The 23,100-nt window shown below is 29.8% G+C and carries 26 protein-coding genes and 1 pseudogene; all 27 read right to left on the bottom strand.

The annotated features are described in order from the left end of the window. Window positions 1-55: 55 nt before the first annotated feature. Complete coding sequence (gene leuC / locus HMPREF1552_RS06295; protein ID WP_039901317.1) at window positions 56-1,474, bottom strand: 3-isopropylmalate dehydratase large subunit; 1,419 nt, start codon at window positions 1,472-1,474, stop codon at window positions 56-58. 48 nt (window positions 1,475-1,522) lie between these two features. Then, window positions 1,523-2,110 carry a hypothetical protein gene (locus tag HMPREF1552_RS06290; RefSeq protein ID WP_021744287.1) on the bottom strand — a complete coding sequence of 196 codons (588 nt, stop codon included), beginning with the start codon at window positions 2,108-2,110 and terminating at the stop codon, window positions 1,523-1,525. 195 nt (window positions 2,111-2,305) lie between these two features. Next, entirely contained in the window at window positions 2,306-3,229 is a 924-nt protein-coding gene (locus HMPREF1552_RS06285; RefSeq protein WP_021744286.1) for a toxin-antitoxin system YwqK family antitoxin, read from the bottom strand. Between the two features lie 26 nt (window positions 3,230-3,255). After that, window positions 3,256-4,092 carry a YwqG family protein gene (locus HMPREF1552_RS06280; RefSeq protein WP_021744285.1) on the bottom strand — a complete coding sequence of 279 codons (837 nt, stop codon included), beginning with the start codon at window positions 4,090-4,092 and terminating at the stop codon, window positions 3,256-3,258. Between the two features lie 84 nt (window positions 4,093-4,176). Further along, window positions 4,177-5,106 carry a 3-oxoacyl-[acyl-carrier-protein] synthase III C-terminal domain-containing protein gene (locus tag HMPREF1552_RS06275; protein WP_021744284.1) on the bottom strand — a complete coding sequence of 310 codons (930 nt, stop codon included), beginning with the start codon at window positions 5,104-5,106 and terminating at the stop codon, window positions 4,177-4,179. Next, a complete protein-coding gene (locus HMPREF1552_RS06270) occupies window positions 5,103-6,377 on the bottom strand; it encodes a F390 synthetase-related protein (RefSeq protein WP_021744283.1) in 1,275 nt (424 codons plus the stop codon). Before HMPREF1552_RS06270 ends, HMPREF1552_RS06275 begins: the two co-directional genes overlap by 4 nt. Then, window positions 6,361-7,191 (bottom strand): MBL fold metallo-hydrolase, encoded by an 831-nt coding sequence (locus HMPREF1552_RS06265; protein ID WP_039901314.1) that lies wholly within the window; start codon window positions 7,189-7,191, stop codon window positions 6,361-6,363. The genes HMPREF1552_RS06270 and HMPREF1552_RS06265 overlap by 17 nt, the downstream gene beginning before the upstream one ends. Continuing rightward, window positions 7,154-8,137, bottom strand: coding sequence for an NAD(P)-dependent oxidoreductase (locus tag HMPREF1552_RS06260; protein WP_021744281.1), 984 nt, complete (start codon window positions 8,135-8,137; stop codon window positions 7,154-7,156). The genes HMPREF1552_RS06265 and HMPREF1552_RS06260 overlap by 38 nt, the downstream gene beginning before the upstream one ends. A 2-nt stretch (window positions 8,138-8,139) precedes the next feature. After that, complete coding sequence (locus HMPREF1552_RS06255) at window positions 8,140-9,411, bottom strand: glycosyltransferase (protein ID WP_021744280.1); 1,272 nt, start codon at window positions 9,409-9,411, stop codon at window positions 8,140-8,142. Then, window positions 9,386-10,012 (bottom strand): hypothetical protein, encoded by a 627-nt coding sequence (locus HMPREF1552_RS06250; RefSeq protein WP_039901343.1) that lies wholly within the window; start codon window positions 10,010-10,012, stop codon window positions 9,386-9,388. The genes HMPREF1552_RS06255 and HMPREF1552_RS06250 overlap by 26 nt, the downstream gene beginning before the upstream one ends. Continuing rightward, window positions 10,002-11,180 (bottom strand): glycosyltransferase, encoded by a 1,179-nt coding sequence (locus HMPREF1552_RS06245; RefSeq protein WP_021744278.1) that lies wholly within the window; start codon window positions 11,178-11,180, stop codon window positions 10,002-10,004. The genes HMPREF1552_RS06250 and HMPREF1552_RS06245 overlap by 11 nt, the downstream gene beginning before the upstream one ends. Further along, entirely contained in the window at window positions 11,177-11,950 is a 774-nt protein-coding gene (locus HMPREF1552_RS06240; RefSeq protein WP_021744277.1) for an SDR family oxidoreductase, read from the bottom strand. The genes HMPREF1552_RS06245 and HMPREF1552_RS06240 overlap by 4 nt, the downstream gene beginning before the upstream one ends. 85 nt (window positions 11,951-12,035) lie before the next feature. Beyond that, window positions 12,036-12,878 carry a metallophosphoesterase gene (locus HMPREF1552_RS06235; RefSeq protein ID WP_021744276.1) on the bottom strand — a complete coding sequence of 281 codons (843 nt, stop codon included), beginning with the start codon at window positions 12,876-12,878 and terminating at the stop codon, window positions 12,036-12,038. A gap of 68 nt (window positions 12,879-12,946) precedes the next feature. Then, window positions 12,947-13,327 carry a RidA family protein gene (locus HMPREF1552_RS06230; RefSeq protein ID WP_021744275.1) on the bottom strand — a complete coding sequence of 127 codons (381 nt, stop codon included), beginning with the start codon at window positions 13,325-13,327 and terminating at the stop codon, window positions 12,947-12,949. A 91-nt stretch (window positions 13,328-13,418) separates the two neighbouring features. Next, complete coding sequence (locus HMPREF1552_RS06225) at window positions 13,419-14,753, bottom strand: DUF4272 domain-containing protein (RefSeq protein WP_021744274.1); 1,335 nt, start codon at window positions 14,751-14,753, stop codon at window positions 13,419-13,421. Between the two features lie 19 nt (window positions 14,754-14,772). Then, a complete protein-coding gene (locus HMPREF1552_RS06220; protein WP_021744273.1) occupies window positions 14,773-15,615 on the bottom strand; it encodes a metallophosphoesterase in 843 nt (280 codons plus the stop codon). Beyond that, window positions 15,590-16,036, bottom strand: a complete 447-nt coding sequence (locus HMPREF1552_RS06215) for a hypothetical protein (protein ID WP_021744272.1) — start codon at window positions 16,034-16,036, stop codon at window positions 15,590-15,592. The genes HMPREF1552_RS06220 and HMPREF1552_RS06215 overlap by 26 nt, the downstream gene beginning before the upstream one ends. After that, window positions 16,017-16,466, bottom strand: coding sequence for a hypothetical protein (locus tag HMPREF1552_RS06210; protein WP_021744271.1), 450 nt, complete (start codon window positions 16,464-16,466; stop codon window positions 16,017-16,019). The genes HMPREF1552_RS06215 and HMPREF1552_RS06210 overlap by 20 nt, the downstream gene beginning before the upstream one ends. Before the next feature lie 76 nt (window positions 16,467-16,542). Continuing rightward, a complete protein-coding gene (locus tag HMPREF1552_RS06205; RefSeq protein ID WP_021744270.1) occupies window positions 16,543-16,734 on the bottom strand; it encodes a PspC domain-containing protein in 192 nt (63 codons plus the stop codon). Window positions 16,735-16,791: 57 nt separating this feature from the next. Further along, window positions 16,792-17,358 (bottom strand): NAD(P)H-dependent oxidoreductase, encoded by a 567-nt coding sequence (locus tag HMPREF1552_RS06200; protein ID WP_021744269.1) that lies wholly within the window; start codon window positions 17,356-17,358, stop codon window positions 16,792-16,794. A gap of 424 nt (window positions 17,359-17,782) precedes the next feature. Next, window positions 17,783-18,646 carry a metallophosphoesterase gene (locus HMPREF1552_RS06195; RefSeq protein ID WP_021744268.1) on the bottom strand — a complete coding sequence of 288 codons (864 nt, stop codon included), beginning with the start codon at window positions 18,644-18,646 and terminating at the stop codon, window positions 17,783-17,785. Between the two features lie 2 nt (window positions 18,647-18,648). Beyond that, window positions 18,649-18,876 (bottom strand): DUF1016 N-terminal domain-containing protein, encoded by a 228-nt coding sequence (locus HMPREF1552_RS06190; RefSeq protein ID WP_255349265.1) that lies wholly within the window; start codon window positions 18,874-18,876, stop codon window positions 18,649-18,651. Window positions 18,877-18,899: 23 nt separating this feature from the next. Further along, window positions 18,900-19,406, bottom strand: a complete 507-nt coding sequence (locus HMPREF1552_RS06185; protein WP_039901313.1) for a DUF4865 family protein — start codon at window positions 19,404-19,406, stop codon at window positions 18,900-18,902. A 26-nt stretch (window positions 19,407-19,432) separates the two neighbouring features. Then, window positions 19,433-20,944, bottom strand: a complete 1,512-nt coding sequence (locus HMPREF1552_RS06180) for a 2-isopropylmalate synthase (protein WP_255349264.1) — start codon at window positions 20,942-20,944, stop codon at window positions 19,433-19,435. Window positions 20,945-21,006: 62 nt separating this feature from the next. Further along, complete coding sequence (locus HMPREF1552_RS06175; protein WP_196808129.1) at window positions 21,007-21,921, bottom strand: DUF4299 family protein; 915 nt, start codon at window positions 21,919-21,921, stop codon at window positions 21,007-21,009. Window positions 21,922-21,979: 58 nt separating this feature from the next. Further along, window positions 21,980-22,669, bottom strand: a complete 690-nt coding sequence (locus HMPREF1552_RS06170; RefSeq protein ID WP_196808128.1) for an aspartate/glutamate racemase family protein — start codon at window positions 22,667-22,669, stop codon at window positions 21,980-21,982. A gap of 29 nt (window positions 22,670-22,698) precedes the next feature. Then, window positions 22,699-23,100 (bottom strand): annotated as a pseudogene (locus HMPREF1552_RS06165) (class I SAM-dependent methyltransferase); the annotation flags it as partial.

Below are 23,100 nucleotides of genomic sequence, written 5' to 3'. Positions count from 1 at the left end.
TCTCTCTTTCAATTTTTTTATTCTTATTAATTATCATTAACCAGTATCAATTCTCTTATTTTACTTCATCCAATTCCCTTACATCCACAAATTTCCCATAAATTGCAGCCGCAGCAGCCATTGCAGGACTTACTAGATGTGTTCTTGCTCCTTTTCCTTGCCGTCCTTCAAAATTTCTGTTAGAAGTTGAGGCACAATGCTCTCCAGCTGGTATCAAGTCAGGGTTCATTCCAAGACAAGTTGAACATCCTGCTTCTCTCCATTCAAATCCCGCATCTTTCAAGATTTGTGCAATTCCATTTTCTTCAGCCGCTTTTTTAACAACTTGTGAGCCAGGAACTACAACTGCCGTAATATTTGGCGCAACTTTCTTTCCTTTTACAATTTTTGCAACAATTTCCAGGTCGCTCAATCTTCCATTTGTACAAGAACCGATAAATACGTGCTTTAAAGGTATGTCAAATGGAGTTTGTCCTGGTTTTAAGCCCATATATTCGTATGCTTTTTCATCATTGTGATCTCTGATTTCTGGAAATTTTTCAGTAACATTAATTCCCATTTCAGGGTTTGTTCCCCAAGTAACTTGTGGTTCAAGGTTTGAAACATCAACTTTTATGTATTTGTCAAACGCATCTACAGAATCTGTGTACAACTCTTTCCATTCAGCCACTTTTTTATCGAATTCTTCGCCTTTTGGAGCAAATCTTCTTCCTCTTACATATTCAAAAGTTATTTCGTCGGGTGCGATAATTCCAGATTTTCCTCCTCCTTCTATTGCCATATTACAAATTGTCATTCTTTCTTCCATTGAAAGTCCTCTTATCGTATCTCCAAAAAACTCGAAAGCATAACCATTTCCAAGCCCAATTCCGTAAGTTTTGATTATATGAAGAATTATATCTTTTGCATATACACCTTTTTGCAATTTTCCAGTAATTTCAATTCCCATTGTTTTTGGTTTCTTTTGCCAAATTGTCTGTGTAGCCAAAACATGTTCCACTTCACTCGTACCAATTCCAAATGCCAAAGCTCCAAAAGCTCCGTGAGTCGCAGTGTGGCTATCTCCACAAACTACAGTTTTTCCAGGTTGTGTAAGTCCTTGTTCAGGCCCTACCATATGCACAATTCCATTATTTTCATTAAACATATCAACAAGTTCAATCCCAAATTCCTTACAGTTAGCAGCAAGAGCATCAAGCTGTGCCTTAGAAATCTTATCTCTAATATTCATTCTTTGCGACATTATAGTAGGCGTGTTATGATCCATCGTTCCAAAAGTCAAGTCAGGCCGTCTTACCTTTCTTCCAGCAAGTCTCAATCCCGAAAACGCCTGTGGCGAAGTAACCTCGTGAATTAAGTGTAAATCTATATAAAGCAATTGTGCTTCTCCAGGCTCTCCTGTAATTACGTGTTTTTCCCAAACTTTATCAAACAAAGTTTTTGGTTTTTTCATTTCATTTTTCATTTCTGACATCTTTTTATCCTCCAATTTTTCTCTCCAAATTTTTTATTTATAAATTTTTTAATTCCTTGTAATATCATTTAAAGCAATTACTTTATATTCTTTAAAATGTGAAAACAATGCTCCATTTTGAAATTTTCCAATTAAAATTTTTCCGCTTGGATGTAAAATTTCATCTGTATAACTCGAACTATAGGCATTCATTTTTTTCGCAATTTTTAATAAATATTTTCTTGATGAAAATAATTTTGTACCGACTATTCCTTTTCCAAAAAATGAAACGTCAATAAGTATAACTACATTAAATAATGAAATTTGTTCTAAAAGCTTTTCTTTTAAATTTTTTTCATAATAACTCCGTTTAAAGTCATAATTTGAAAATTCATTTATTAATAGATTAGAGCAAATTACAGCTTTTTCTTCAGTATACATTTTGCCTGAAATATTTATTCCATTTTTTAGTTTTAAAAAAAAATTTTTTGTTTCCACATTTATTGGAAACCCTTCTTCATCTAGTGCAGTTACTACATCATCTCCAAACAAATCTACAAATTCTTTTACAATTCCATAGCTGTTTTGCCTTATCATTCCAAAAAACATATCATACGTAACATTTTCTAATTTTTCAAACATAGTAAATAAACTCATCTTTTTCTATCTTCTCCTTTATTTTCAAACAATTCTTTTCTGCTTTTTTCAATTCCAACCCCATTCTAAAAACTCTTTTTCATTCTCATTATTCAAAATATAAATATATTTTTCTTTTAAAATTTCCTGCATTAATCATAATTTATATTATATCCATTTTCTCCAACTTTCTATCAGTTATAATCTTTATTTTCCTCACAAAATTTTTTCCTGTATTTCATCTTTTATTTTTTGAAAACTTTCTTTTGAAAAAGAAGAAATTATTTTATCTTTATCATGGCAAACTATATATCCAATAATATACGGCATTGGCATCCAAAATACTGAATACATTTTTGCTAAAATTGAAAATTTTTCTTCTCTAATTTTAAAATTTCTAATTTTTACATAAGTTGTTCCAGTTCCATTAATAGAATAACTTGAATGTAAAGATGTTATCTGTGAATTATATTTTACTAAAATTTCTAATATTTTTTCTTTCTGATACTCATCCAGTAATTTTACCTTCGGAAACTGTTTATATATTTTGAAGAAAGAAAATGGTAAAGTCAAAAATAGTATTCCAAATGCTAATATTACCAAAATATTCCAAAATTTACTTAATCCATCTTTCTGCAACTCTCCATTTTTATAAATTTCTTTTTTCTTAATTTTACCATTTTTATGATATTCTATTTTTTCTCCATCCAAAAATCGATTCCATTCAGATGTTGTTTTCAAGTTCCCGTTTTCATAACGCTCTATTCTCTTTCCATATAAAACATCATCTTTGTATTCTGTTTCTGATTGAATATTTCCGTTTTCATAAAACTCTTTCATATTTCCGTTTAGTTTATCATTAACATAAATAAGTTCGGCTTTTAATTTTCCATTTTTATAATAATAATTGGTTATTCCCTGCCTCAACCCTTCCTTAAGAGCATATACACTTGAAATTTCTCCACTATCATATCGAACTATTATATTCCCTGAAAATGGCTTATTTTCTCCTTTTACATAGGCCTTTCCATCAATAATTTCAACTTCTTTCTCTTCAACTTTTCTTTTTTCATCCGAATACAGTACACCACTAAATATAAAACATATCAAAAATATAAAATTTAAAAATTTAAACTTCATCGACTTTCAGACCTTTCGTAAAACAATCAATAGCAATCCCAGTTGTAAAAAACATCTGAAAAATCTTTATTTTTCAATTTTTCACGATTTATAAAGAAATTCATCACTCCACAATCTCCAATCATAATTTCCCCTCCACTGTCAATCTGAAATAGCAAAGTATCGTATTCTTTCAATTGTTCTTCATCTCTTGGTTCAAATTGAGTAAAATATGGAAATCCGTTGCATTTTGTTCCAACAATTTCTTCATAAAATTCATCTTCATAGATTCTTTCTACTTCTTCATATAATTCATTATCTTCTTCAAATTTAAGATTTTCTTCCTTCAACACTTCTTCATAAAGTTTTTCTAAAAACTCATAATTAAAACTTTCTTTCTGTTTTTCCAAAGAAAAATTCATTTTACAAGGCTTATTTGCTATTTCTAAATTTCCTGAATTTTCTCTATAAGGATTGTACATCCTCTTAAACTCAGCTTCAGAACAATAATCTTCAATTTTTTCATAATAAATCACATCAAATCCATCTCGATTTGTATAATCGTCAAAATCCAATCCCAGCAAATCTTCTCCCAAAATCCAAAACTGCAAAATCCCTTCCTGCGGGAAATCTTCAAGCCCCTTCAATTCTTCACAATTTATCTGTGCAAGAAACATAAATTGTTGTCCTTTTGAATTTTTTGGAATTTTTCTCCCTTTTGGAATATACGGAATCCCTTCAATTTTGCTATCCGTTATTTTTATTTCTTTTGAAGCATTGACCGAAGCATCTGCAACAATCATTTCTTTTGCCGTTTCTTGATACTTTTTTTCTATTTTATTAAAAATATCTTTTGCTAAAATCTTTATTTCTTTCTCTTCCATTTCATACCTCTTCCAAGTTTTAAATTTACTTTCTTTATTTTAACATAAAAATCCTAAACTTAAAAAAATTATTATTAATTATAACTATAATTTAATTAGCATCATGTTTGTAGTAAGTCCAGCCGCTGTTCCAATAAGCAAGATTGTATTGCCGCTTTTAATTCTTCCATTTTCCAGTCCATGAACTAGTGTTATAGGAACAGATGCTGATACCATATTTCCAAATTCCTTGACTTCATCTAAAAATTTATCTTTTTCTATTCCTAACTTTTGCATTATAAGAGGCATTGCAACGCTAGCCTGATGGGGAACTGTCATATCTATATCTGAGACTTTCATTCCATTATTTTTTAGAAAATTTTTCATTAATTCAGGAATTTTGCTTATTGAAAGTGACAATACTGTTTTTCCGTTCATATCGAACATATATTCCTCTTTTGTCATTTCAGAATAATTTTTGGGATGAAAATTGCTTAAACCTCCTCGAATTTCAGTTGAATGTGCTCCTTCTGACCACGTTTTCTGTATTGCATCAATAACTCCTATTTCCTTTTCAGTTTTTTCGATTACAAATGCTGCCGCACCATCGCTGAAAAGCTGGAAACTTTCCTTTTGTTTTGGATTTAAGGCTATTGAAGCTACATCGCAGGAAACTATCAGTACTCTTTCATATCTTCCTGCTTCTACAAGGTATGACATGGTATCCAGAGCAGTTATAAAACTTGTACAGGTAGTATTTATATCAAGAGCTGGAATTGAAGTCCCTTTTGCTATTTTTTCATGAATTAAGGCTGCTGTGCATGGTATAGGCTGTATTCCAACAGCACTGGCTGAAACTATGCAATCAATATCATTAATTGTTATATTTGCATTTTTTAATGCTTTTTCACAGGCAGAAACAGCAAGGGAAATTTGGCTTTCACCTTCACTTATTCTATAGCGAATTTGTCCTTTAAGTTCAATTGTATTTTTTGGTAATTCTATTCCGTATCCTTTAAATTGAATTTTTCTCATTCTATGACCTTTCTTATTATCCTTTTTAATTTTTTTGTGCTATCTGTTTTATAATCTATAAATCTAATTTCTACATTTTCTATATCCAAAGAATCGAACAATTTATCAAACTCTTTTTTCACCAGCTTTTCTTGTTCATTATTTACATTCAAAATTGCAATCTCCAATAAATTATTATTTATTTGAAAAACCTGATATTCTCTTATATTTTCAGCAAAAAGTATTACTCTTCTAATAAAATCTGGAAATACAGTAATTTCTTTATCAAATTTATTTATAAACCTGAAAATATCATCTGAACGCCCTTCAATCTTTTCAATTCTCTGTAAAACAGAACCGCACTCACATGGTTCTTCTGATTCAACTAGAATATCATTTAAATAGTAATTTACAAAAGGCTGGCTTGTCCTCCTGAAATCTGTAATTATTGGATAAAATCTTTTTGCATCTATATATTTCCTGTCAAATTTTATTAAATCTTCATTCAAATGGAGATGTCCATATTCACAAGTACAGGCTAAAAAACCTTCTGTCGCCTGGTAAATCTGATGAATTACTTTTAAATTAAACTGCTTTTTTATATATTCCTCGTCAGGTTTCTCCAAAATTTCTGCAACTGAAACAACTTTTTTCACAAAAGTTTTCAACTTGCCTTCCTCTATCTTTTTAGCCAGCATTAATAGTAAGGAGGGGGGAGCAACAATAATAGTTGGATTGTATTCATTCAATCTTTCAATATGTCCGTCAATATCTTTAAAAGTGTCAAAATATTCCAAACTTATTAAAAAAGAATTTATAGATTTATACAGATCATTGTCCGCTCTTAGGAAAAATGCTATTCTATGTCCAAGAATACTATTTTTAGGCAGCATTTTAGCCAAAATAGTTCCTGCCCATATGCCTTGCTCTTCAGGAGTAGTAATAAACATTCCTCTATGTCCTGAAGTTCCAGAAGACAGCCCTACTGAAATTTCTTTGTATTTCTGATCAAAATTTCTTGTTTTTTCACTATTTAAGGCAATTTCCATGGCTTCATCTCTTTTTACTCCTAAAGTATTAAGTTCATCAAAATTTTCCATCATAAATGCTTTATTCATAACAAAATTTTCAGAAATTTCATGAGTTTTAAAATATGTAGATTTTTCTTTTAGAAATTTTAAGTGTTTATTTACCTGCTTTTTCTGATATTCCAAAAGTTTATCTCGTGAATCCCATTTATTAAAATATCTTATTTTTATAAAACTTGATATAATCTTAAATATTTTTTTCATTCAATATCCTCTTTACTTTTTCTTTATTATCATGACTGACAACAACAGAAATATCATCTTTTAACAATTTTTTTAAAAAATCACTTCCCTGCTTGTAATCCTCAAAGTTATTCTGTATTTTTCTAGCAAGCCATTTCATTTTGTCTGTAAATGGAAGATATTCAGTCCCCCAGCATACATCAGCACCAATAAACAGTTTTAATTCTGGCATATATACGCATGCCTGACCTTTTGCATGTCCGTCTATCTCGACCATAAGCATAGATGAATCAGAAAATAAATCAAAACTATTTTTATACAAAAACAACTTGTTTTCCTTATAATTTTCCTTTCTTATCAATGTCAATCTATTTTCAAAATCATCTGGCAGAAGTTCATTAAAAATTAAAAAATTATCTTTTTTTGACTTAAAACTATTATAGCAAGTCTCAGTTAATATTAAATTAGAGTTTGGAAAAAATTTCAATCCCCCAATATGATCAGGATGTAAATGTGAAACAATTATATATTTTATTTCTTCTATGCTTATACCTTTTTTTCTAAGCTGGTAATCAATTGTATCTTCTTTTTTTAAGGTTATCGGATTGGGAAATCTATACAAAAAATATTTAAATTTATTTTTTAAAATATTCATAGAATAACCAGTATCATAGAGAATATAGCCCATCCTTTTATGCTTTATCAAAAACACTCCCGCATAAAAATCAACTACTGTCTTACCAAAACCTTTAAAAACCTTCTTTAAATCATTTGTACAATAGCCGCAGGCAAAATATTCAACTTTTTCTATCATTTTCTCTGATGTGCTTAACATATTTTTTTACTCCTTCAAGAACAGATATTTGCGGATAATACCCTAATTCTTTTTTTGCCTTGTCAATATTCAAAGTCTGGCTGTATTTCATTAAATATAGGGTATATTTGGTAAGAGGAGGCTCTTTCACAATTCCGAAAAGTTTATAAATTTTTTCTAAAATTGAAACCAAAGTTAAAATTAGTCTGTAGTTCCATTTTAAATATTTGCCTTCTGTTCCCATCTCGTTAAAGAACAATGTCAAAATTTCCTTAAATTCTATCGGCTCATCATTTGTTATATTATAAGTCTGCCGTGAATACTTTTCATTTTCTAGTGCCAGCCTTAAAGCATAGGCAACATTTTCAACACAAGTTACATCGACTTTTTGTTTTCCATCAACAAAAAGAGGTATTCCCATTTTTTTATTCAAATCTAGAAGTCTTGGAATTATGCTTGTATCTCCGATTCCAAATAATCCACGTGGGCGAATTATCATATAATTTAGCTTGGAATTCTTGATTATATTTTCTGCCATAATTTTACTTTTTATATAAAAATTAAGGTTATTATCCTTTGGAGCCTCATTTTCCTTAACATCCAGCTGATCCTTTGCCCCAGCATATATGCTGGGAGATGAAACAAAAACTAATTTTAAGCCTTGCTTCTCACAAATTTCAACAATATTTCGAGTTCCTAACACATTTACCTTATAAAAATTGCTCCATTTACCCCAAACTGTAGATAATGCCGCAGCATGAATTACCGCACTGCATCCTTGCAAAGCTCCTAGCAAATCTTCCTTATTTTCTATATCTCCCTTAAAAAACTCAACATTACTGTCAATCAAAGTCTTGCCAATTTTCTCATTTCTTCCAAATGCAACAACCTGATAACCATTATTTTTTAATTCTTCAACTATATATTTTCCTAGAAAACCAGTTGCCCCTGTGATTAAAACCTTCATCGCTATCCTCCTTTTAACAGCCTGTCAATTTCTTTTTTCAACATTTCACTTGGTAAATAATTATTAAATTCTTTTGATAATTTTTCCAAATTGTTCCATTCTTCTCTTTTTAGCATTTTCTTAAAAGCCTTTAAAATGGACTTTCTTGATTTTAATTTAGCTGGTATTCCAATTTTAGCTAAATCAGCCCTTACTACATAATCAAACTGGTCATAATCATGAGGAACAATAACAGCAGGTTTATTATATTTTATACACGAATAGAGTATTCCTGCTCCACCATGATGAATAACATAATCTATCTTGGGCAAAATTTCATCATAATCTAAATAATGATAAATGTATAAATTATTTTCCTTTACAATACCCTTATCTTTTTCTAAATAACTTCCCAATGAGACTACGAACAGAAATTCAGGATAGATTTTTGAAAGTTCTTTTGCCAGCTCAATTATTGACTTTTTAGCCCATTTCAGATGCGTTCCATTAGTTAAAAATACAGTTTTTTCAAATTTTTTATTATTTTCAAATTGTACACTATTTTTAAAAAGGGACGAACAGCAAGGCCCAGCCCAAGAAAATTGACTTGGAAAATCATCTCTAAATTCAATCTCTTTCATGCCTAAACCTAGTATGGAATATGGAGAATAAATATTTTCTTCACCTTTTTCGTTGTACAAAGTGAAATTAAATTGTCTTAATTGATTTTTTAAAATAAAACAAACCATTCTTTTAAAATTTCTGACAACATTTCTTGATATACTATCTCTTAGTTTGAATAAAAAATTATCTCTTGGATATAGTCCTCCCATATAAGAAGGAGTTGTTGTCCTGCTTTCTATTGCAAATGGTGTCGGAATGCTTGTAATCCAAGGGATATTATTTTTTTCGCACACAAATCCTACTGGAACGGCTGTAAAATCTGCTATAACTATGTCAGGTTTTCTTTCAGAAAAAAAATCTTCCATTTCTCTTATTATTTCTGGCATAAGTCCCATATTTTCTTTAAATTGCTTATATATAATCCGAAGATTAGTCTGTTTATCTGTATCAGATATTTTTTCAAAAACAGTAGGCTTATCTCTAAGGAAAACTTTTACAGGAAATCCAAGTTTCTTTACAACTTCCTCTTTTTGACAACCTGTATAAATACAGATATTGTATTTGTCCTTTTCCTTTAATAGAGGGAGAACTAACTCTAAAGCTGGATAGAGATGTCCGCTAAAAGGAGGAGCAACAACTGCAATTTCAATTTTTTCCTTGTAAGTATTCATAAATTATTTCTTTTACCTTTCTATCCTTAAAATATTCCAAATGTCTACAATTTACAATTCTATCAGTCTTGTGAAAATCTAGAAGCCAGCTGTAAATATCTAAACTTCCCTTAATAACTACTGTATTTTTCAAGTTTCCATAACCTTTCGCTACAGGTCCTAAAGCAAACATCGTAATATTCTCATTATCATAATTTGCTAAATCCATAAATTTATTCCAAACATTTAAGCCTGAGCTTAAAGAAATAACTATCACATCTTTTAAATGCTTAGCAGGCTCTAAATGTCTCAAAATCTCCTGTTTAAATTTTTTATTAAAAAGAGTGCCAGAATAATAAACAATATTTGATAAACTTGCTTTAAAAATACTCATATCTTCATATTTATCATGTTCAAAGTCTTCATTATATGGAAAATTTGAATTTATAATTTTATATCCAAATTGCTGAAAAATATTTAAAATCTCAAATCTTTCTTGTCCTAAGGCAGCTGTTTTAAAATTACTGCTTCCACTTATAAAAAAGACAATTTTATCTTCTTTTAAAAAAGTTTTTGAAACATCAAGACTTTCCAGCTTTTCTAAATAGTCGTTAAACTTCATAATGTATTTTCCCATCTTTAACTCTAATTTTTTTATTTCTCCATATAATCATAGGCGGTGTTAAAAGAGTATAGACAAGTATAAAAGGCAATAAAAATTCACTTGCTAACTCATACGGCAATTCATCAGCCTTATGAAAAAAATTACCTTTCTTTTGTATTTCTGACTGATAAATAAATAATCTCACTATATGGAACAATCCAACCTTTCCTACAAATAGCACTATTATCATGATAAAATGATTTATTCCCAAATAAAAACTTAAAAATAATAGAATAGCTGGTAAGAATACAGGCAATAATATTATAAATAAAAATTTAATGGAAAATGCATTTTTCATATAAACATTGCTAAATAAAAGCCATCTTTTCATAAGAAGAATATATTTTCTAAAATTTGGAACAGTATTTCTCACATTGCAAAAAATGGTACTTTGTATAATTTTTACATTTTTAGAAAGTAAGTAAGTTGCAAGTGCCAAATCATCACATAGCCAATATTTTATCTCTTCAAAAGCAAAATATTTTTTTAAAATATCAGTCCTTAAAATATAAAACATTCCATTTATAGTCTTATTTTCCTTTAAAAAAGACATAGAAAAGTATGAAAAAATAGAATTAGAATTTATAAAAGCCGAGATTAATTTTGAATAGAAGCCTTTAATATTATAATTATAAGGAATCCCTGTTACTATCCATTCAGCCTTATCTTTTTCATGAATACTTAATTCATCCAGTTTTTTTCTGTCAATAACTGCATCATCATCTAAAATTACCGTATATTCCGTTTTTATTTTCTTTACAGCTTGCGATAATTTAAATACTTTTGGATTTACTTCTTGCGGAACATCATCTAAGTAATACACTTCTACTCTGCTAGAATAATTTTTATTTTTTAAAATATTTTCAACTGTCTGTCTTGCCAAAGAATCACTTTTATCAACAAGCCAAATAAATTTCATGTCATCAGTATTTTTTAAATTGGCAGACAAATCATCTTCCAATCTTGTATCTCCAGACAAAATAGGTTGAACTACTGTGTATTTGCTCTCATCTATCTTATTTTTTTCTAGACTATTTATTCTTTTAAAGTAAATAAAAGAAAATATTAATTTTAAAATGAGCAAGATTACTGCAAATATCAAGAAAAAATTAAACAATACTGTCATTTAATCACCTTTTTCAAGACTAATCCTGCTAACCTTAGCTGTAACGAAATTGGCAATAAATTTATTAAAAACATGGACACTCTATTCCTAAAGCCAATAATGGAAAATCTTTTCCCCTTTTCCATTGCTTTTATAATTTTTTTCGCCGTTTCTTCCGAACTCATCATAAATTTTTGAGAACTTCCGAATTTTTCCTGCGTATTCTTATCAAAAAAATTACTTTCCGTTGGGCCGGGGCAAACTGATAAAACTCTCACATCTTTATTTTTATGTCCCAATTCTTCATCTAATGCCAAAGAATAATGTAATAATGCAGATTTTGCCGAACTATAAACTGCCATATATGGATGCTGGTATAAAGCACCTGTTGAACATACGTTTAAAATTATTCCTTTCCCTTTTTGCAAAAATTTTTCTAAAAATTTTTTTGTTAAAATTAATGGAGAAACGAAATTCACATTCACAGTATCAAAATCTTCCTTATCACTCAATTTCAAAAAATCTGTAATTTTTCCAAAACCAGCACAATTAATAACCAAATCAACATCACAATTTTCAACAATATTTCCTAAATTATCTATATCTGTTAAATCATATTCTATACAAATACATTCAATTAAGGGATTTTTTTCTTCCAGTTCTTTTTTCAATAAATTCAGTTTGTCAGAAGATCTTGCCAGCAAATACATTTTTTTACTTTTAATTGCTAATTTTTTTGCCAATTCTTTTCCAATTCCTGAACTTGCTCCTGTTATTAAAATTTTTTCCATTATTTATTCATCCTATTCATAATCAAATAATCTGGCCGCCAACAAACTATTATAGTACTTTATTTATTTGATTTTCCGTATATATTTAAATTTTTTTCAATTTTAGCACCACAATTTCAGGCTGTGCAAAAAATCTTATGAACATTTCAAATGCTCCACCACCAACACCTGAAGTAGTATAAATTTTATGTCCATCATATTCCTTTAATCCATATCCGTATTTCCAAGGATGCTTAATTTCCGCCCATAATATCAATCCGAACAATGTTATCTGTCCACCGTGAGTATGTCCTGCCAAAGTCATATCTGATCTTTCTTTCTGTTCATTTGTCATTTCTTCAAAATAATCAGGATTATGTGTGATGAAGATATTAAAATCATCTTTTTTTATGCCATTAAGCGCCTTCTGTGCATCAGGTTTCCCTTTTAGTAAATCGTCAACTGCTGAAATGTAGATACTCTGGTTATTTACTGTTATTTTGTCATTTTCATTTACCAGCACTTTGTACCCAAGGCTTTTCAGTCCAGCCATATTTTTTTCCACAGAATTATAATCATGATTTCCCAAAACTGCATAAATTCCATATTTAGGCTTTTCCAACTTTTCCATTCCTTTGTAAAATCGTGGAATTTTACCAGTCCAGTTAGTATAGTCACCACCCAGAATTATAATATCCTTTTCCTGCTTGTTTATCAAATCAATAATCCTGTCAAGCTGCTTCTGATTAAATCTCGCATAAGTATCTAGTTGAAAATCTGCCGCAAAGACAATCTTCTTTCCATCAAATTCTTGTGGAATATCTTTTGAAGCAATTTCTATCGTTCTGACCTTGAGCTGTGTATATTCATAATGTGCATAAATTAGGCAGATTATAAAAAATATTGCTAAAATTCCTAAAACTGAAAATACTGTTTTTTTAGTTATCATAAAATTTTCCTTTTCAATTGTTTTATTTTCTCTCTAATTTTGAGATTTATAACTTTTCTATTTATTTCTTAATCAACAACTGCACTTACTTCTATTTCTATCATCAATTCCTTATCAATTAATGAAGACACCTCTACCATTGTTGCAACTGGTTTAATGTCCCTAAAAAATTCTCCATGTGCTTTTCCATATTCTTCCCATTTTGAAATATCTGTAACAAACATTCTTGTTCTAATAACATTTTTTAACCCCAATCCTTCCTTTTCAAGAAGTTTTTTTATATTTTCAAGAATATATTTTGTCTGTTCATAGGCATTTCCTACTGCATAAGGCTTTCCATCCTTAACGGCTGTTGTTCCTGCTATTTCAAAAATATTTCCTATCCTTACTGCTCTCGAATATCCTACAATGTCCTCCCATGGAGAATTTCCACTTATATTTTTTCTCATCAATTTAACTCCTTTCAAAATTTCATACTTCTCTTATTTTTCAATAATAACATTCATATTCTAGTGTTTCAAAAAGTTTATAATAAATTTTCTAAGTATGCATCTCCGCTTCAACATCCTCAATACTTTTTTCAGGCTGTACAAGCCATTCTAATGCCAATCTTCTGAAATGAATAATACTTTCATCATAAGGGAATTTCTTGTTATTATGATTTTCAGGACGTATTCTCAGTTCCACTGCACTCCAGTTAAGCCTGTACAAATAATCAAGCATATCCATTATTTCATCTTTTGAACGTAATTCTGCTTTATTCATCAACGTTTCTAAATCATTTTCCATAAAATATTCTATTGTTCCCTTAACATTGCAAATTGTACTCAAATCTGTTAATTCTTGTAATGATAAAGCCCATAGCAGTACTGGTGGACATTCATAACGCCAATTATATTCTGAATTTATTCTTACATCATCTGTGTATTTTTCAAGATAATTTTTTTCTTCATTAGTCAAAACTTCTTTAATCCCGTATTGCTTTTCAAAGATTTCCAAAAACTCTTTGATTTTTTCTTTGGCATTTTCCTGCATTTCATTATAAAGTTCTGATGCAATTCCTGTCATCTGTATTGCAGCTGCTCTTTTTATAATCAATTCTTTATCAGGAATAACAGCCCTCGCCTCCGAAATGCTTGTATGCATATTCTCAAGATATGGTAATTCATCAGCCTTTATTTTTTCAATACTTCTCGCCATTCTAGCATTATCTTCATCTGTCATTTCAAAATTATCAATCAATTCTTTAGGAATAAACGGTGTAAACTCTTTAAATTCTGTTCCTATCTTTTTTGAAACAAATACTTTTTTATCAGGCGAATATAGAGTTTCTGCACTAAATAACGAATAACCATCAAAACTTTTTCCTGCTCCCAAAATAAAATCCAATAGTTTTATCTTTTCATTTTTCTTTTTCCCGCTTTTGTAAAAATCAAAAGTTGCCGTTAATTTTGTTCTGCAATTGAAAAATGCAATTTGAGTCAATAACATCTGCTTCAAATTTTCATCTTTTATATTCACATCTGAAAAATGTTCTGCAAGCCCAGCGCCATATTTTGCAGCCATTTCACTATCATCAATTTCCCCATTGATTTCTGTACCATCTTTTAATTTTATTCTAAAAATTCGTGTCCACTCCTGTATTGGAAATTCCTTTTCAGAATCTTCCCCTTCAAAATATGATAAAACATCTTCATCCACGAAATTTTTATGCGTATCAACCGCTTCTTCCACTTTATCTCCAAAATACTCAACAATTTTTCGTGCAATTCCATCCCCATTTTTTCCAACAACTGAATGAAAATGAAAATCTTTAGCTATCCTTAAAGGAATTTCTTCTTCCTTATTCTTTTTAAAAAAATCAAATATTCCCATTTCTTCTCTCTTTCTAAATCTAAATTCTCTTCAACTCAAAAATCACAATCTCAGGCTGTGCAAAAAATCTAATAAACATTTCAAGAAAAGCCCCTCCTAATCCTGAAGTAATGTATATTTTATGGTTATTATATTCCTTCATTCCATATCCATATTTCTTCTTATCCTTTATTGCCGACATAATAATTTTCCCAAAGAAAGTAACCTGTCCGCCGTGAGTATGTCCAGCAAGCGTCATATCCGCCTTTTCCTTCTCATTCCCTGTCATTTCCTCAAAATATTCTGGATTGTGAGTCAAAAATAATACAAAGTCCTCTTTTTTCAATCCTTCAAGAGCTTTTTTCGCATCAGGCTTTCCATGCCACAAGTCTGTTACTCCAGCAATATATATATTTTCATTATTTATTGTTATTTTCCTATTTTCATTTACGAGCAGATTAAATCCAAGTTTTTTCATATTTTCAGCCGTTTCTTTTTCTCCTGGATACTCATGATTCCCATAAATCGCATATACTCCAAGTTCTGGAATCCTTATATCCTTCGCATCCTCATAAAACTTAGGAATATTTTTCTCCCAAGTCGCATAATCTCCCCCCAGAAGTATCATATCCTTCTTCTGTGCATTAATCAGCTCAATCGCCTTTTTCTGCTGTTTTCTATTATACCGTGCCATCGTATCATACTGAAAATCCGCTACAAACAGCACTCTCTTTCCATCAAACTCTTTTGGTAAATCCTTAGACTTTATCTCAATTGTTTTAATCTTTATATTCCGATATTCATAATGCGAATACACCAAAAACACTATAATTAATCCTAAAAAAACATATAAAATCTTAAGAATCCAACTTTTTCCTTCCATTTTTTCTCCTTATTAATAAATTTACTCCCAGCCCTATAAGAAATATTACATCCAATGAACCTACATAAGCAAAATAGCCATAAACAATAAATATGATGAATATTCCTGCTTTATCGTCTCCAAGCGATGGGTCTGAAAATATAATCTGTACCCATACTAAAAATATCAATATTTTTATTACTACTCCAACTATTGTCAAAATTATCAAAGACTTTTTCCCTATTCTCGCTTTTGCATAAAAATATGATAAAAATATATTAAGCAAAACCAACACAAGATAACCTATTCCAAAATACGCATCTCCACTAATTTCTAAATTTCCTAAAACCGATTCTCCTAACCAAAACAATAAACTTGATACAAGAATATTGAAACAAAGCAGGTAAACAAAGTATGAACTTCTAAGAATTATTTTTTTCATTTCTTCTCCTTCTAAATAAATTGAACAATAATCCCAAATAGAAGTATAAATTTGTCATTCCCATATAAGCTCCAAAGCCTGCTACTATGAAAAATGCAAAAAATATACTTTCTCCCGTATCATCAAGGGACGTTATATATTTTAATATACAAAAAAGTATTACCGCTTTTATTGTTACTATAGCTAATGGAGGAATTAACAAACTTTTTTTACCCGCTTTTATTTTTGAAATTAAATAAGCAAAAATGAAGCTAATGATAATAAAAATAATTTCTTCTAGTGAAAATAATCTTTCTAAAACCCACTTATTTTTTATATTTAAACTTTCTAAAAAACTATAAATGCTATTATTAAATCTTATAATCGTCAAAATAATGTCAAAAAATGTTAAAAACAATAAGTAGAATAACCAAAAAAATACTTTTTTCATTTTTATTCTCCACCTAATTTTTTATTTAACTATTTAAGGATTTCAAAAATTAAATTTTTTCTTTTTCCAAAATCTTTTATCCATTAGGGTTATCATCAAGAACTATAGCACAAATAATATAAGCCAGCAGACCTGTTCCTGCGAAAAGAACCAAAACAAGCCACACTATCCTCACAATACTTGAATCAATGTCAAAATATTCTGCAAGTCCTCCACATACACCTGTAATTTTTCTATCTTTTACTGATTTGTACAATTTATTTTTCATAATATAAAACTCCTTTTCTTCGTTTGTTTTAAATACGAATATTTTCTATTTTTCTTCCTAATTACTAACAAATCCCTTAACTTTCTCAAGAAATTTCTTCCTATCTTCATCTTTACCTTTTGTCTTAAAACTATAATGAATCCATTTCGTTTTCTTTATCCCAATTCCACCAAAATTAGCCTTTTTCATTGTAATTCCAAATCCTGTAATATTCAGCAAAAATTTTGGTGCTGTAGCAGTTGTAATCATTTTTGCCATTTTTATGTTAGTTAGAACACCCTTTATTCCAGTTTGTGTACTTTCATAAGCAAATCCTTTAGTCATAACTTTGTCAAAAAATCCTTTTAATATTGCAGGCATTGACATCCACCAAATTGGAAATACAAGTACCAATTCATCTGTATTTTTTAATATTTCCTGATATTTTTCCACTAAAGGATCAATACTTTTCCCTTGTGAATACAAAGACAATTCTTCATCTGTCATTACAGGATTAAATCTATCCTTATTCAAATCTATAATTGTATATTTTTCTTTTGTTTCATCAAGTTTTTCCACTACTTTATCTAAAATTGCCTTGTTAAAACTTCCATTCCATGGATGTGCAAAAACTATTGTTTTCATTTTAAAATTCCTTCTTTCTGTAAATAATCTCTATAAAATCTAAAAATATATTTATTTTATACTAAATCCCATTTAAATAACGAATTTATTATAAACTTTTTTAATAAAGGATATAAATTTTTTAAATAAAGTCTAGTATAAATAATCCGTCGGAGCATTTTTCCGTGCTTACAAAACTGTTTGAGCATAGTAAGTTTTTTGTCAGTGCAGAAAAATGTCGTAGACTAACTATAGGTTATTTCGTAGCAATCTTTCCATAATTTTAATTATTAGGACAAACCTTTACTGCAAGACAAGGTTTTGCGGCAATGAGCAATCCTACGAAAATAAAAAGGAATGAGCAATCCTACGAAAATAAAAATGAAAAAATATTTATTAATCAAAATATCTAAAAAATTATTCCTATTTTTAAACGAGTTTAGTATCAATTTCTATTTTGACTTCTTCTCAAAATAAACACCACAATTTCAGGCTTTGCAAAAAATCTAATAAACATTCCTTTAACAGTCCCTCCCACTCCAGAAGTTATGTAAAATTTATGTCCGTCATAATTTTTCATTCCATATCCATATTTATCCTTATATTTTAATGGAGCAATTAAAATTTGCCCAAAAAACGTTATTTGTCCCGCATGTGTATGTCCTGCGAGTCCAATATCCATAAGATTTTTCTGTTCCTGTGTCATATCTTCGAAATAATCAGGATTGTGTGATACAAATATATTAAAGTCCTCTTTTTTTATTCCATTTAAGGCTTTTTCCGCATCAGAACCTATTTTTTCATTCCAATAATCATCTACTCCAGAAATAAAAATTTTCTCATTTCCAATTTTTACTCCCGTATTTTCGTTTATCAAAACATTATAACCTAATTTCTTCAGATTTTTCACATGCTCCTCAGTAGAACTCCAATAATCGTGATTCCCAAGTACACTATAAACCCCGTATTGAGGAATCTCCATTTTCTGTATTTCCTCATAAAACCTAGGAATAAATTTAATAGTATCCGTGTAATCTCCACCCAAAACAATAATATCTTTTTTCTCTGAATTTATCCTATTTACAACCTTTCTCATCATCTTTTCATTGAATTTCTTATCTGTATCAAATTGAAAATCCGATACAAAAAGCACCTTTTTCCCATCAAACTCCTTCGGAATATCAGCCGATACAATCTCATACCTTTTTATCTGCAAATCATAAAACTCATAATGTGCATAAATTAACCCTAAAATAGGAATTAACAAAAAAATTCCCATCATTAAAATCAATATTTTTATCTTTTTCATTTCTACATATCCACTTCATTATTTATTTCAAACAATATTTTTTGCCTTTCCACAAATGCAAAGCCTTTTTCAAATTCTTCTGTAAGTTCCTTAGATAAATTTTGTAATATTTCTTTACCGTATTCAGCTCTTTCTTTTCTTCGCTGTTCTTCTTCTACAATCCTTCTGCCAATTTCCCAATATACTTCTACCATTGCCGAATTTACATCCGTACTTTGTCCTCTACCAATAAATCTATTACTCTTATCTTAATTTATTGAGAAATATGCAAAACTTCGTACACTTTTGAATTTTCTACTTCTTTAGGAGCATCTTCAAAAAAATAATACTCTGTATGTTTCCAAGTTTCAGGGTTATATACTAATGCTTTTCCGGCAATTTTATCGTCTGATATAGAAAATTCCATTCTTTTCATTTTTTCCATCGGTTTTGTTTCATTCTCTATTTCTAATAAATATCTTGCTTTAGAAAAGTTTTCATTAAACTCTTGCAACAACGGTATTCCAATATTTATAGTCTGCCAGCCAAAAGAATTTAAAATATTATCATAGAAACCATCGAATATGAATTTATTCATTCCTTTGTTATCTTTCCAAAAGTATAATGGCGAATATTCTTTATTTTCCTCAGAGATTAAATAGGCTTTAAAAAATAAATCTTCAAATCCATCTGTTTTAAACCCATTTTCTTGCACTCTTTTTCTAATATTATTCATATCAAAATCTTTCGAAAGTTTTACTTTATACTGCATCATTATCATATCTTTTATCCTCCAATATTTTCTATTTAATTACTATATAATCTATTTATTCCATTAATATAAGCCTTTATACTTGCTTCAACTACATCCGTACTTTGTCCTCTACCGATAAATCTGTTACCATTTTTCTCGATAATCACAACTACTTGTGCCTGTGCATCAGTATCTCCTGTAATTGCTTCCAATTTATATTCTTCTAAAACAAAAGTATCACTTACCGCTAGATTAACCGCATTATACGCCGCATCAACAGGCCCATCTCCAAGAGCTTCTTTAACCAGTTTTTCTCCATCCAGTTCAATGGTAACTGTAGCTTTTGGCTTTTTCCCTTCCTGTCTTGAAATTTCAAAGTGAGCCAGTTTTATTCTTCCTTCTATTTTTGCTGCTTCTCCAGCAACTAATGCGATAATGTCTTCATCTAAAACATATTTTTTCTTGTCTGCCAATTTTTTAAACTGTGCAAATAATTCTTCCACTCTGTCACTTCCGACATGATTAAATCCTAGTGATTCTAATTTTTGTACAAAAGCGTGTTTTCCTGAATGTTTTCCAAGTACTAAGCTGTCTGGATTTCTTCCAACAGATTCTGGACTCATAATTTCGTAAGTTTCAGGATTTGCTAATACTCCATGTTGATGAATTCCTGATTCGTGTGCAAATGCGTTCGCTCCAACAATTGCTTTATTTGGCTGTGTTGAAACTCCTGTCAAAAGACTTACTAATTTACTTGTTGGGTAGATTTGCTTTGAATCAATGTTTGTATAATATTCTTCAAACAAGTCTTTTCTCGTTTTCAAAATCATTGCAATCTCTTCAAGCGAAGTATTCCCTGCTCTTTCTCCAAGTCCATTAATTGTACACTCAATCTGAGTTGCTCCAGCTTGAATCGCCGCAACTGAATTTGCTACAGAAAGTCCCAAATCATCATGGCAATGCACAGAAATATCCACATTTTCAATCCCTTTAACATTTTTTTTCAAATAAGTTATAAGTTCAAATATTTCATTTGGAGTTCTATAACCTACAGTATCAGGCACATTAAGTGTAGTTGCTCCAGCTTTTATAGCTGTTTCATATACTTCCACCAAAAATTCCTTTTCAGTTCTAGTCGCATCTTCTGAAGAAAATTCAATATCGTCAATAAGCGATTTTGCATAAGACACCATTTCCTTTACTCTATCTAAAATCTGCTCTTTTGTCATTTTTAGTTTGTATTCCCTATGAATCGGAGAAGTTGCAATAAATGTATGTATTCTTGGTTTTTTCGCATTTTTCACTGCCTCTGCCGCTACTTCAATATCTTTTTTCACAGCTCTCGCCAAACTTGTAACTGTAGATTTCTCAATATTTTCAGCAATTAATTTAACTGATTCAAAATCTCCTGGTGATGCCACCGCAAATCCAGCTTCTATCACATCCACCCCAAGACTTTCAAGCTGTTTTGCAATTCTCAATTTTTCCTGTGTATTAAGATTGACACGTGGTGTCTGCTCACCATCTCTTAACGTTGTATCAAATATTTTAATATGTTTCATAATCTTAGTCCTTTCTCGCTCAAAAATTTGTTTATAGAATTTAATATTTTCTTATTTTAAAATTTTTACACAAAACTTTTAAATTCTCCTTTAAGCCCATTTATTTCCTCTTTTTCCAACGACTCTATAAAAATACTTGTTTCATCAATAAACCTGTACTTTTCTTTTGGTAATTTCCCTATAAACTCGGAGTAGTTTATATTTTCCATAATTTTAGCACCCTCTTTTTCGTCTTGAACTAAAAAATCTATAAACCAGTCTGCTATATTTTCATCCTTTATGCCGTCACCATAATTAATCCTATATCCAAGCGATGGATTAAAATGCAAAATAATAGGAGTTTTTTCTATAAACATATATTTAACAATTAATTCGTTATCTTTCTCATAAATAGCTGGAGTTGGCTCATGTGCCTCAAGATTTTGAATTTCATAAGCTATTTTCTCAAATTCGTCCTGTCGATTTTTAGAATTTTTTATTCTGTCAATCATATCCCTACCAAAAATCATGTCTCTGTGAATTCCTGAAATGAAAACTCTGCCAATTTTCAAAATACCACCAATTCCTGCGGCTATATCAAAATTATTGTCATATTTATCTATATTTTCAGGTTTAAATAGTTGACCATCTTCACATTCAATATCACGTTTCAAATATAAGGATAGTCCTTTCATATATTCAAATGCTAATTCCCAATCTTTTTTTGAACTTGGAAAAGAAATTGCTATTTCATATCTTTCTTCATCTTTGTTATAATGTACTTGAAATCCCCTTAAACTTTCTCCTTCTACTCCCACTGTCAAATACATATTTTCCATACTTTGCCGTAAAAATTCTTTTATTTCATTTCCTGAATATGTGTACTGGTTATATGTTTTCTCTGATTTTTCTGATGGAATTATCAATGCTTCTGCAACAGAAAGAACTTTCTGCATACCAAATAATTTTTTCCTATTTTTTATATAAAATTCTTTTGCCATAAAACTCCTATCTTTAAAAATATAAGTTTCTTCAAATTTTTGTAATTTCATTCAATTTTTATTTTATAGAATAAATCGCCGCCTGCTCTGCGTGAATAATCGCTGTATCAAATAATGGAACATCAGTATCTTCATTTTTTATAAGAAGCCCTATTTCAGTACAGCCTAATATTATTCCTTCTGCACCTTTGTTTCTTAGCTTATCAACAATTTCTAAAAATTTCTTTTTTGAATCAGAATTTATAGTTCCAAGACAAAGTTCGTCATATATTACTTCATTTATAATTTCTATATCATTCTTATCAGGTATTATAACATTTATACCCTTTTCAATAAGTTTTGATTTGTAAAAATCCTGTTCCATTGTATATTTTGTTCCAAGCAATGCTATATTTTTTAATCCTTTTTCTAATATTTTCTCTGCTGTCATTTCAGCAATATGCAATATTGGAATGGAGATTTTTTCTTTAATCTGGTTAACAACCTTATGCATTGTATTTGTACAAATAACTATAAAGTCTGCTCCTGCTTTTTCCAAATTATATGCAGCTTCTCCCAAGATTTCTCCACTTTTTTCCCAGTTGCCATTTGCCTGACATTCTTCTATTTCCTGAAAATCAACGCTATATAATATACATTTAGCTGAATGTAATCCTCCTAGTTTTTCTTTAATTGTTTCATTTATTATTTTATAATAAGTTACTGTGCTTTCCCAGCTCATTCCTCCTATTAGTCCTATTGTTTTCAAATTCATCTTCCTTTCAAAATAAATATTTTCTATTCTTTCACAGCTTCAAATCTCAATCTCACATAATCCGCCAGAATTTGTCCATTTTCATTTCTTTGCAGTTCTTTTTCAACTTTTTCAGTTATTTCATCAATCAGTTTTTCATGCATTTCCACTGGAACGTTTACAAGAGCAGGTGCAGAAAAAGTTTGAAGCCATCCTTTTATTCCAGTTGGAAGCAAAGTAGGACGGGGAAAGCTTATCATTCTTTTTACTTTCAGTCCATATTTTTCAAGTAATTCCGTTTTTTCTTCCGGAGTTGGAAAAAACCAGCATTTTTTAGCTTTCAAGTTATGTTTTTCTACAGTTTCAAAAATAGCATTTTCTATTTTTTCCACGTTTCCTTTACGACCCGTCTCGGCTACAAAACGTCCGCCTTTTTTCAAGGCTCG

This window comes from Leptotrichia sp. oral taxon 879 str. F0557 (assembly GCF_000469385.1).
Classification (GTDB): Bacteria; Fusobacteriota; Fusobacteriia; order Fusobacteriales; family Leptotrichiaceae; genus Leptotrichia; species Leptotrichia mesophila.
This window is presented reverse-complemented; position numbering and strand designations above follow the sequence as displayed.

What these genes read in the sequence shown, in the direction of transcription:
- leuC (WP_039901317.1), bottom strand. Translation starts at nt 1,474, where the DNA reads ATGTCAGAAATGAAAAATGAAATGAAAAAACCAAAAACTTTGTTTGAT.
- HMPREF1552_RS06290 (WP_021744287.1), bottom strand. Translation starts at nt 2,110, where the DNA reads ATGAGTTTATTTACTATGTTTGAAAAATTAGAAAATGTTACGTATGAT.
- HMPREF1552_RS06285 (WP_021744286.1), bottom strand. Translation starts at nt 3,229, where the DNA reads ATGAAGTTTAAATTTTTAAATTTTATATTTTTGATATGTTTTATATTT.
- HMPREF1552_RS06280 (WP_021744285.1), bottom strand. Translation starts at nt 4,092, where the DNA reads ATGGAAGAGAAAGAAATAAAGATTTTAGCAAAAGATATTTTTAATAAA.
- HMPREF1552_RS06275 (WP_021744284.1), bottom strand. Translation starts at nt 5,106, where the DNA reads ATGAGAAAAATTCAATTTAAAGGATACGGAATAGAATTACCAAAAAAT.
- HMPREF1552_RS06270 (WP_021744283.1), bottom strand. Translation starts at nt 6,377, where the DNA reads ATGAAAAAAATATTTAAGATTATATCAAGTTTTATAAAAATAAGATAT.
- HMPREF1552_RS06265 (WP_039901314.1), bottom strand. Translation starts at nt 7,191, where the DNA reads ATGTTAAGCACATCAGAGAAAATGATAGAAAAAGTTGAATATTTTGCC.
- HMPREF1552_RS06260 (WP_021744281.1), bottom strand. Translation starts at nt 8,137, where the DNA reads ATGAAGGTTTTAATCACAGGGGCAACTGGTTTTCTAGGAAAATATATA.
- HMPREF1552_RS06255 (WP_021744280.1), bottom strand. Translation starts at nt 9,411, where the DNA reads ATGAATACTTACAAGGAAAAAATTGAAATTGCAGTTGTTGCTCCTCCT.
- HMPREF1552_RS06250 (WP_039901343.1), bottom strand. Translation starts at nt 10,012, where the DNA reads ATGAAGTTTAACGACTATTTAGAAAAGCTGGAAAGTCTTGATGTTTCA.
- HMPREF1552_RS06245 (WP_021744278.1), bottom strand. Translation starts at nt 11,180, where the DNA reads ATGACAGTATTGTTTAATTTTTTCTTGATATTTGCAGTAATCTTGCTC.
- HMPREF1552_RS06240 (WP_021744277.1), bottom strand. Translation starts at nt 11,950, where the DNA reads ATGGAAAAAATTTTAATAACAGGAGCAAGTTCAGGAATTGGAAAAGAA.
- HMPREF1552_RS06235 (WP_021744276.1), bottom strand. Translation starts at nt 12,878, where the DNA reads ATGATAACTAAAAAAACAGTATTTTCAGTTTTAGGAATTTTAGCAATA.
- HMPREF1552_RS06230 (WP_021744275.1), bottom strand. Translation starts at nt 13,327, where the DNA reads ATGAGAAAAAATATAAGTGGAAATTCTCCATGGGAGGACATTGTAGGA.
- HMPREF1552_RS06225 (WP_021744274.1), bottom strand. Translation starts at nt 14,753, where the DNA reads ATGGGAATATTTGATTTTTTTAAAAAGAATAAGGAAGAAGAAATTCCT.
- HMPREF1552_RS06220 (WP_021744273.1), bottom strand. Translation starts at nt 15,615, where the DNA reads ATGGAAGGAAAAAGTTGGATTCTTAAGATTTTATATGTTTTTTTAGGA.
- HMPREF1552_RS06215 (WP_021744272.1), bottom strand. Translation starts at nt 16,036, where the DNA reads ATGAAAAAAATAATTCTTAGAAGTTCATACTTTGTTTACCTGCTTTGT.
- HMPREF1552_RS06210 (WP_021744271.1), bottom strand. Translation starts at nt 16,466, where the DNA reads ATGAAAAAAGTATTTTTTTGGTTATTCTACTTATTGTTTTTAACATTT.
- HMPREF1552_RS06205 (WP_021744270.1), bottom strand. Translation starts at nt 16,734, where the DNA reads ATGAAAAATAAATTGTACAAATCAGTAAAAGATAGAAAAATTACAGGT.
- HMPREF1552_RS06200 (WP_021744269.1), bottom strand. Translation starts at nt 17,358, where the DNA reads ATGAAAACAATAGTTTTTGCACATCCATGGAATGGAAGTTTTAACAAG.
- HMPREF1552_RS06195 (WP_021744268.1), bottom strand. Translation starts at nt 18,646, where the DNA reads ATGAAAAAGATAAAAATATTGATTTTAATGATGGGAATTTTTTTGTTA.
- HMPREF1552_RS06185 (WP_039901313.1), bottom strand. Translation starts at nt 19,406, where the DNA reads ATGATAATGATGCAGTATAAAGTAAAACTTTCGAAAGATTTTGATATG.
- HMPREF1552_RS06175 (WP_196808129.1), bottom strand. Translation starts at nt 21,921, where the DNA reads ATGGCAAAAGAATTTTATATAAAAAATAGGAAAAAATTATTTGGTATG.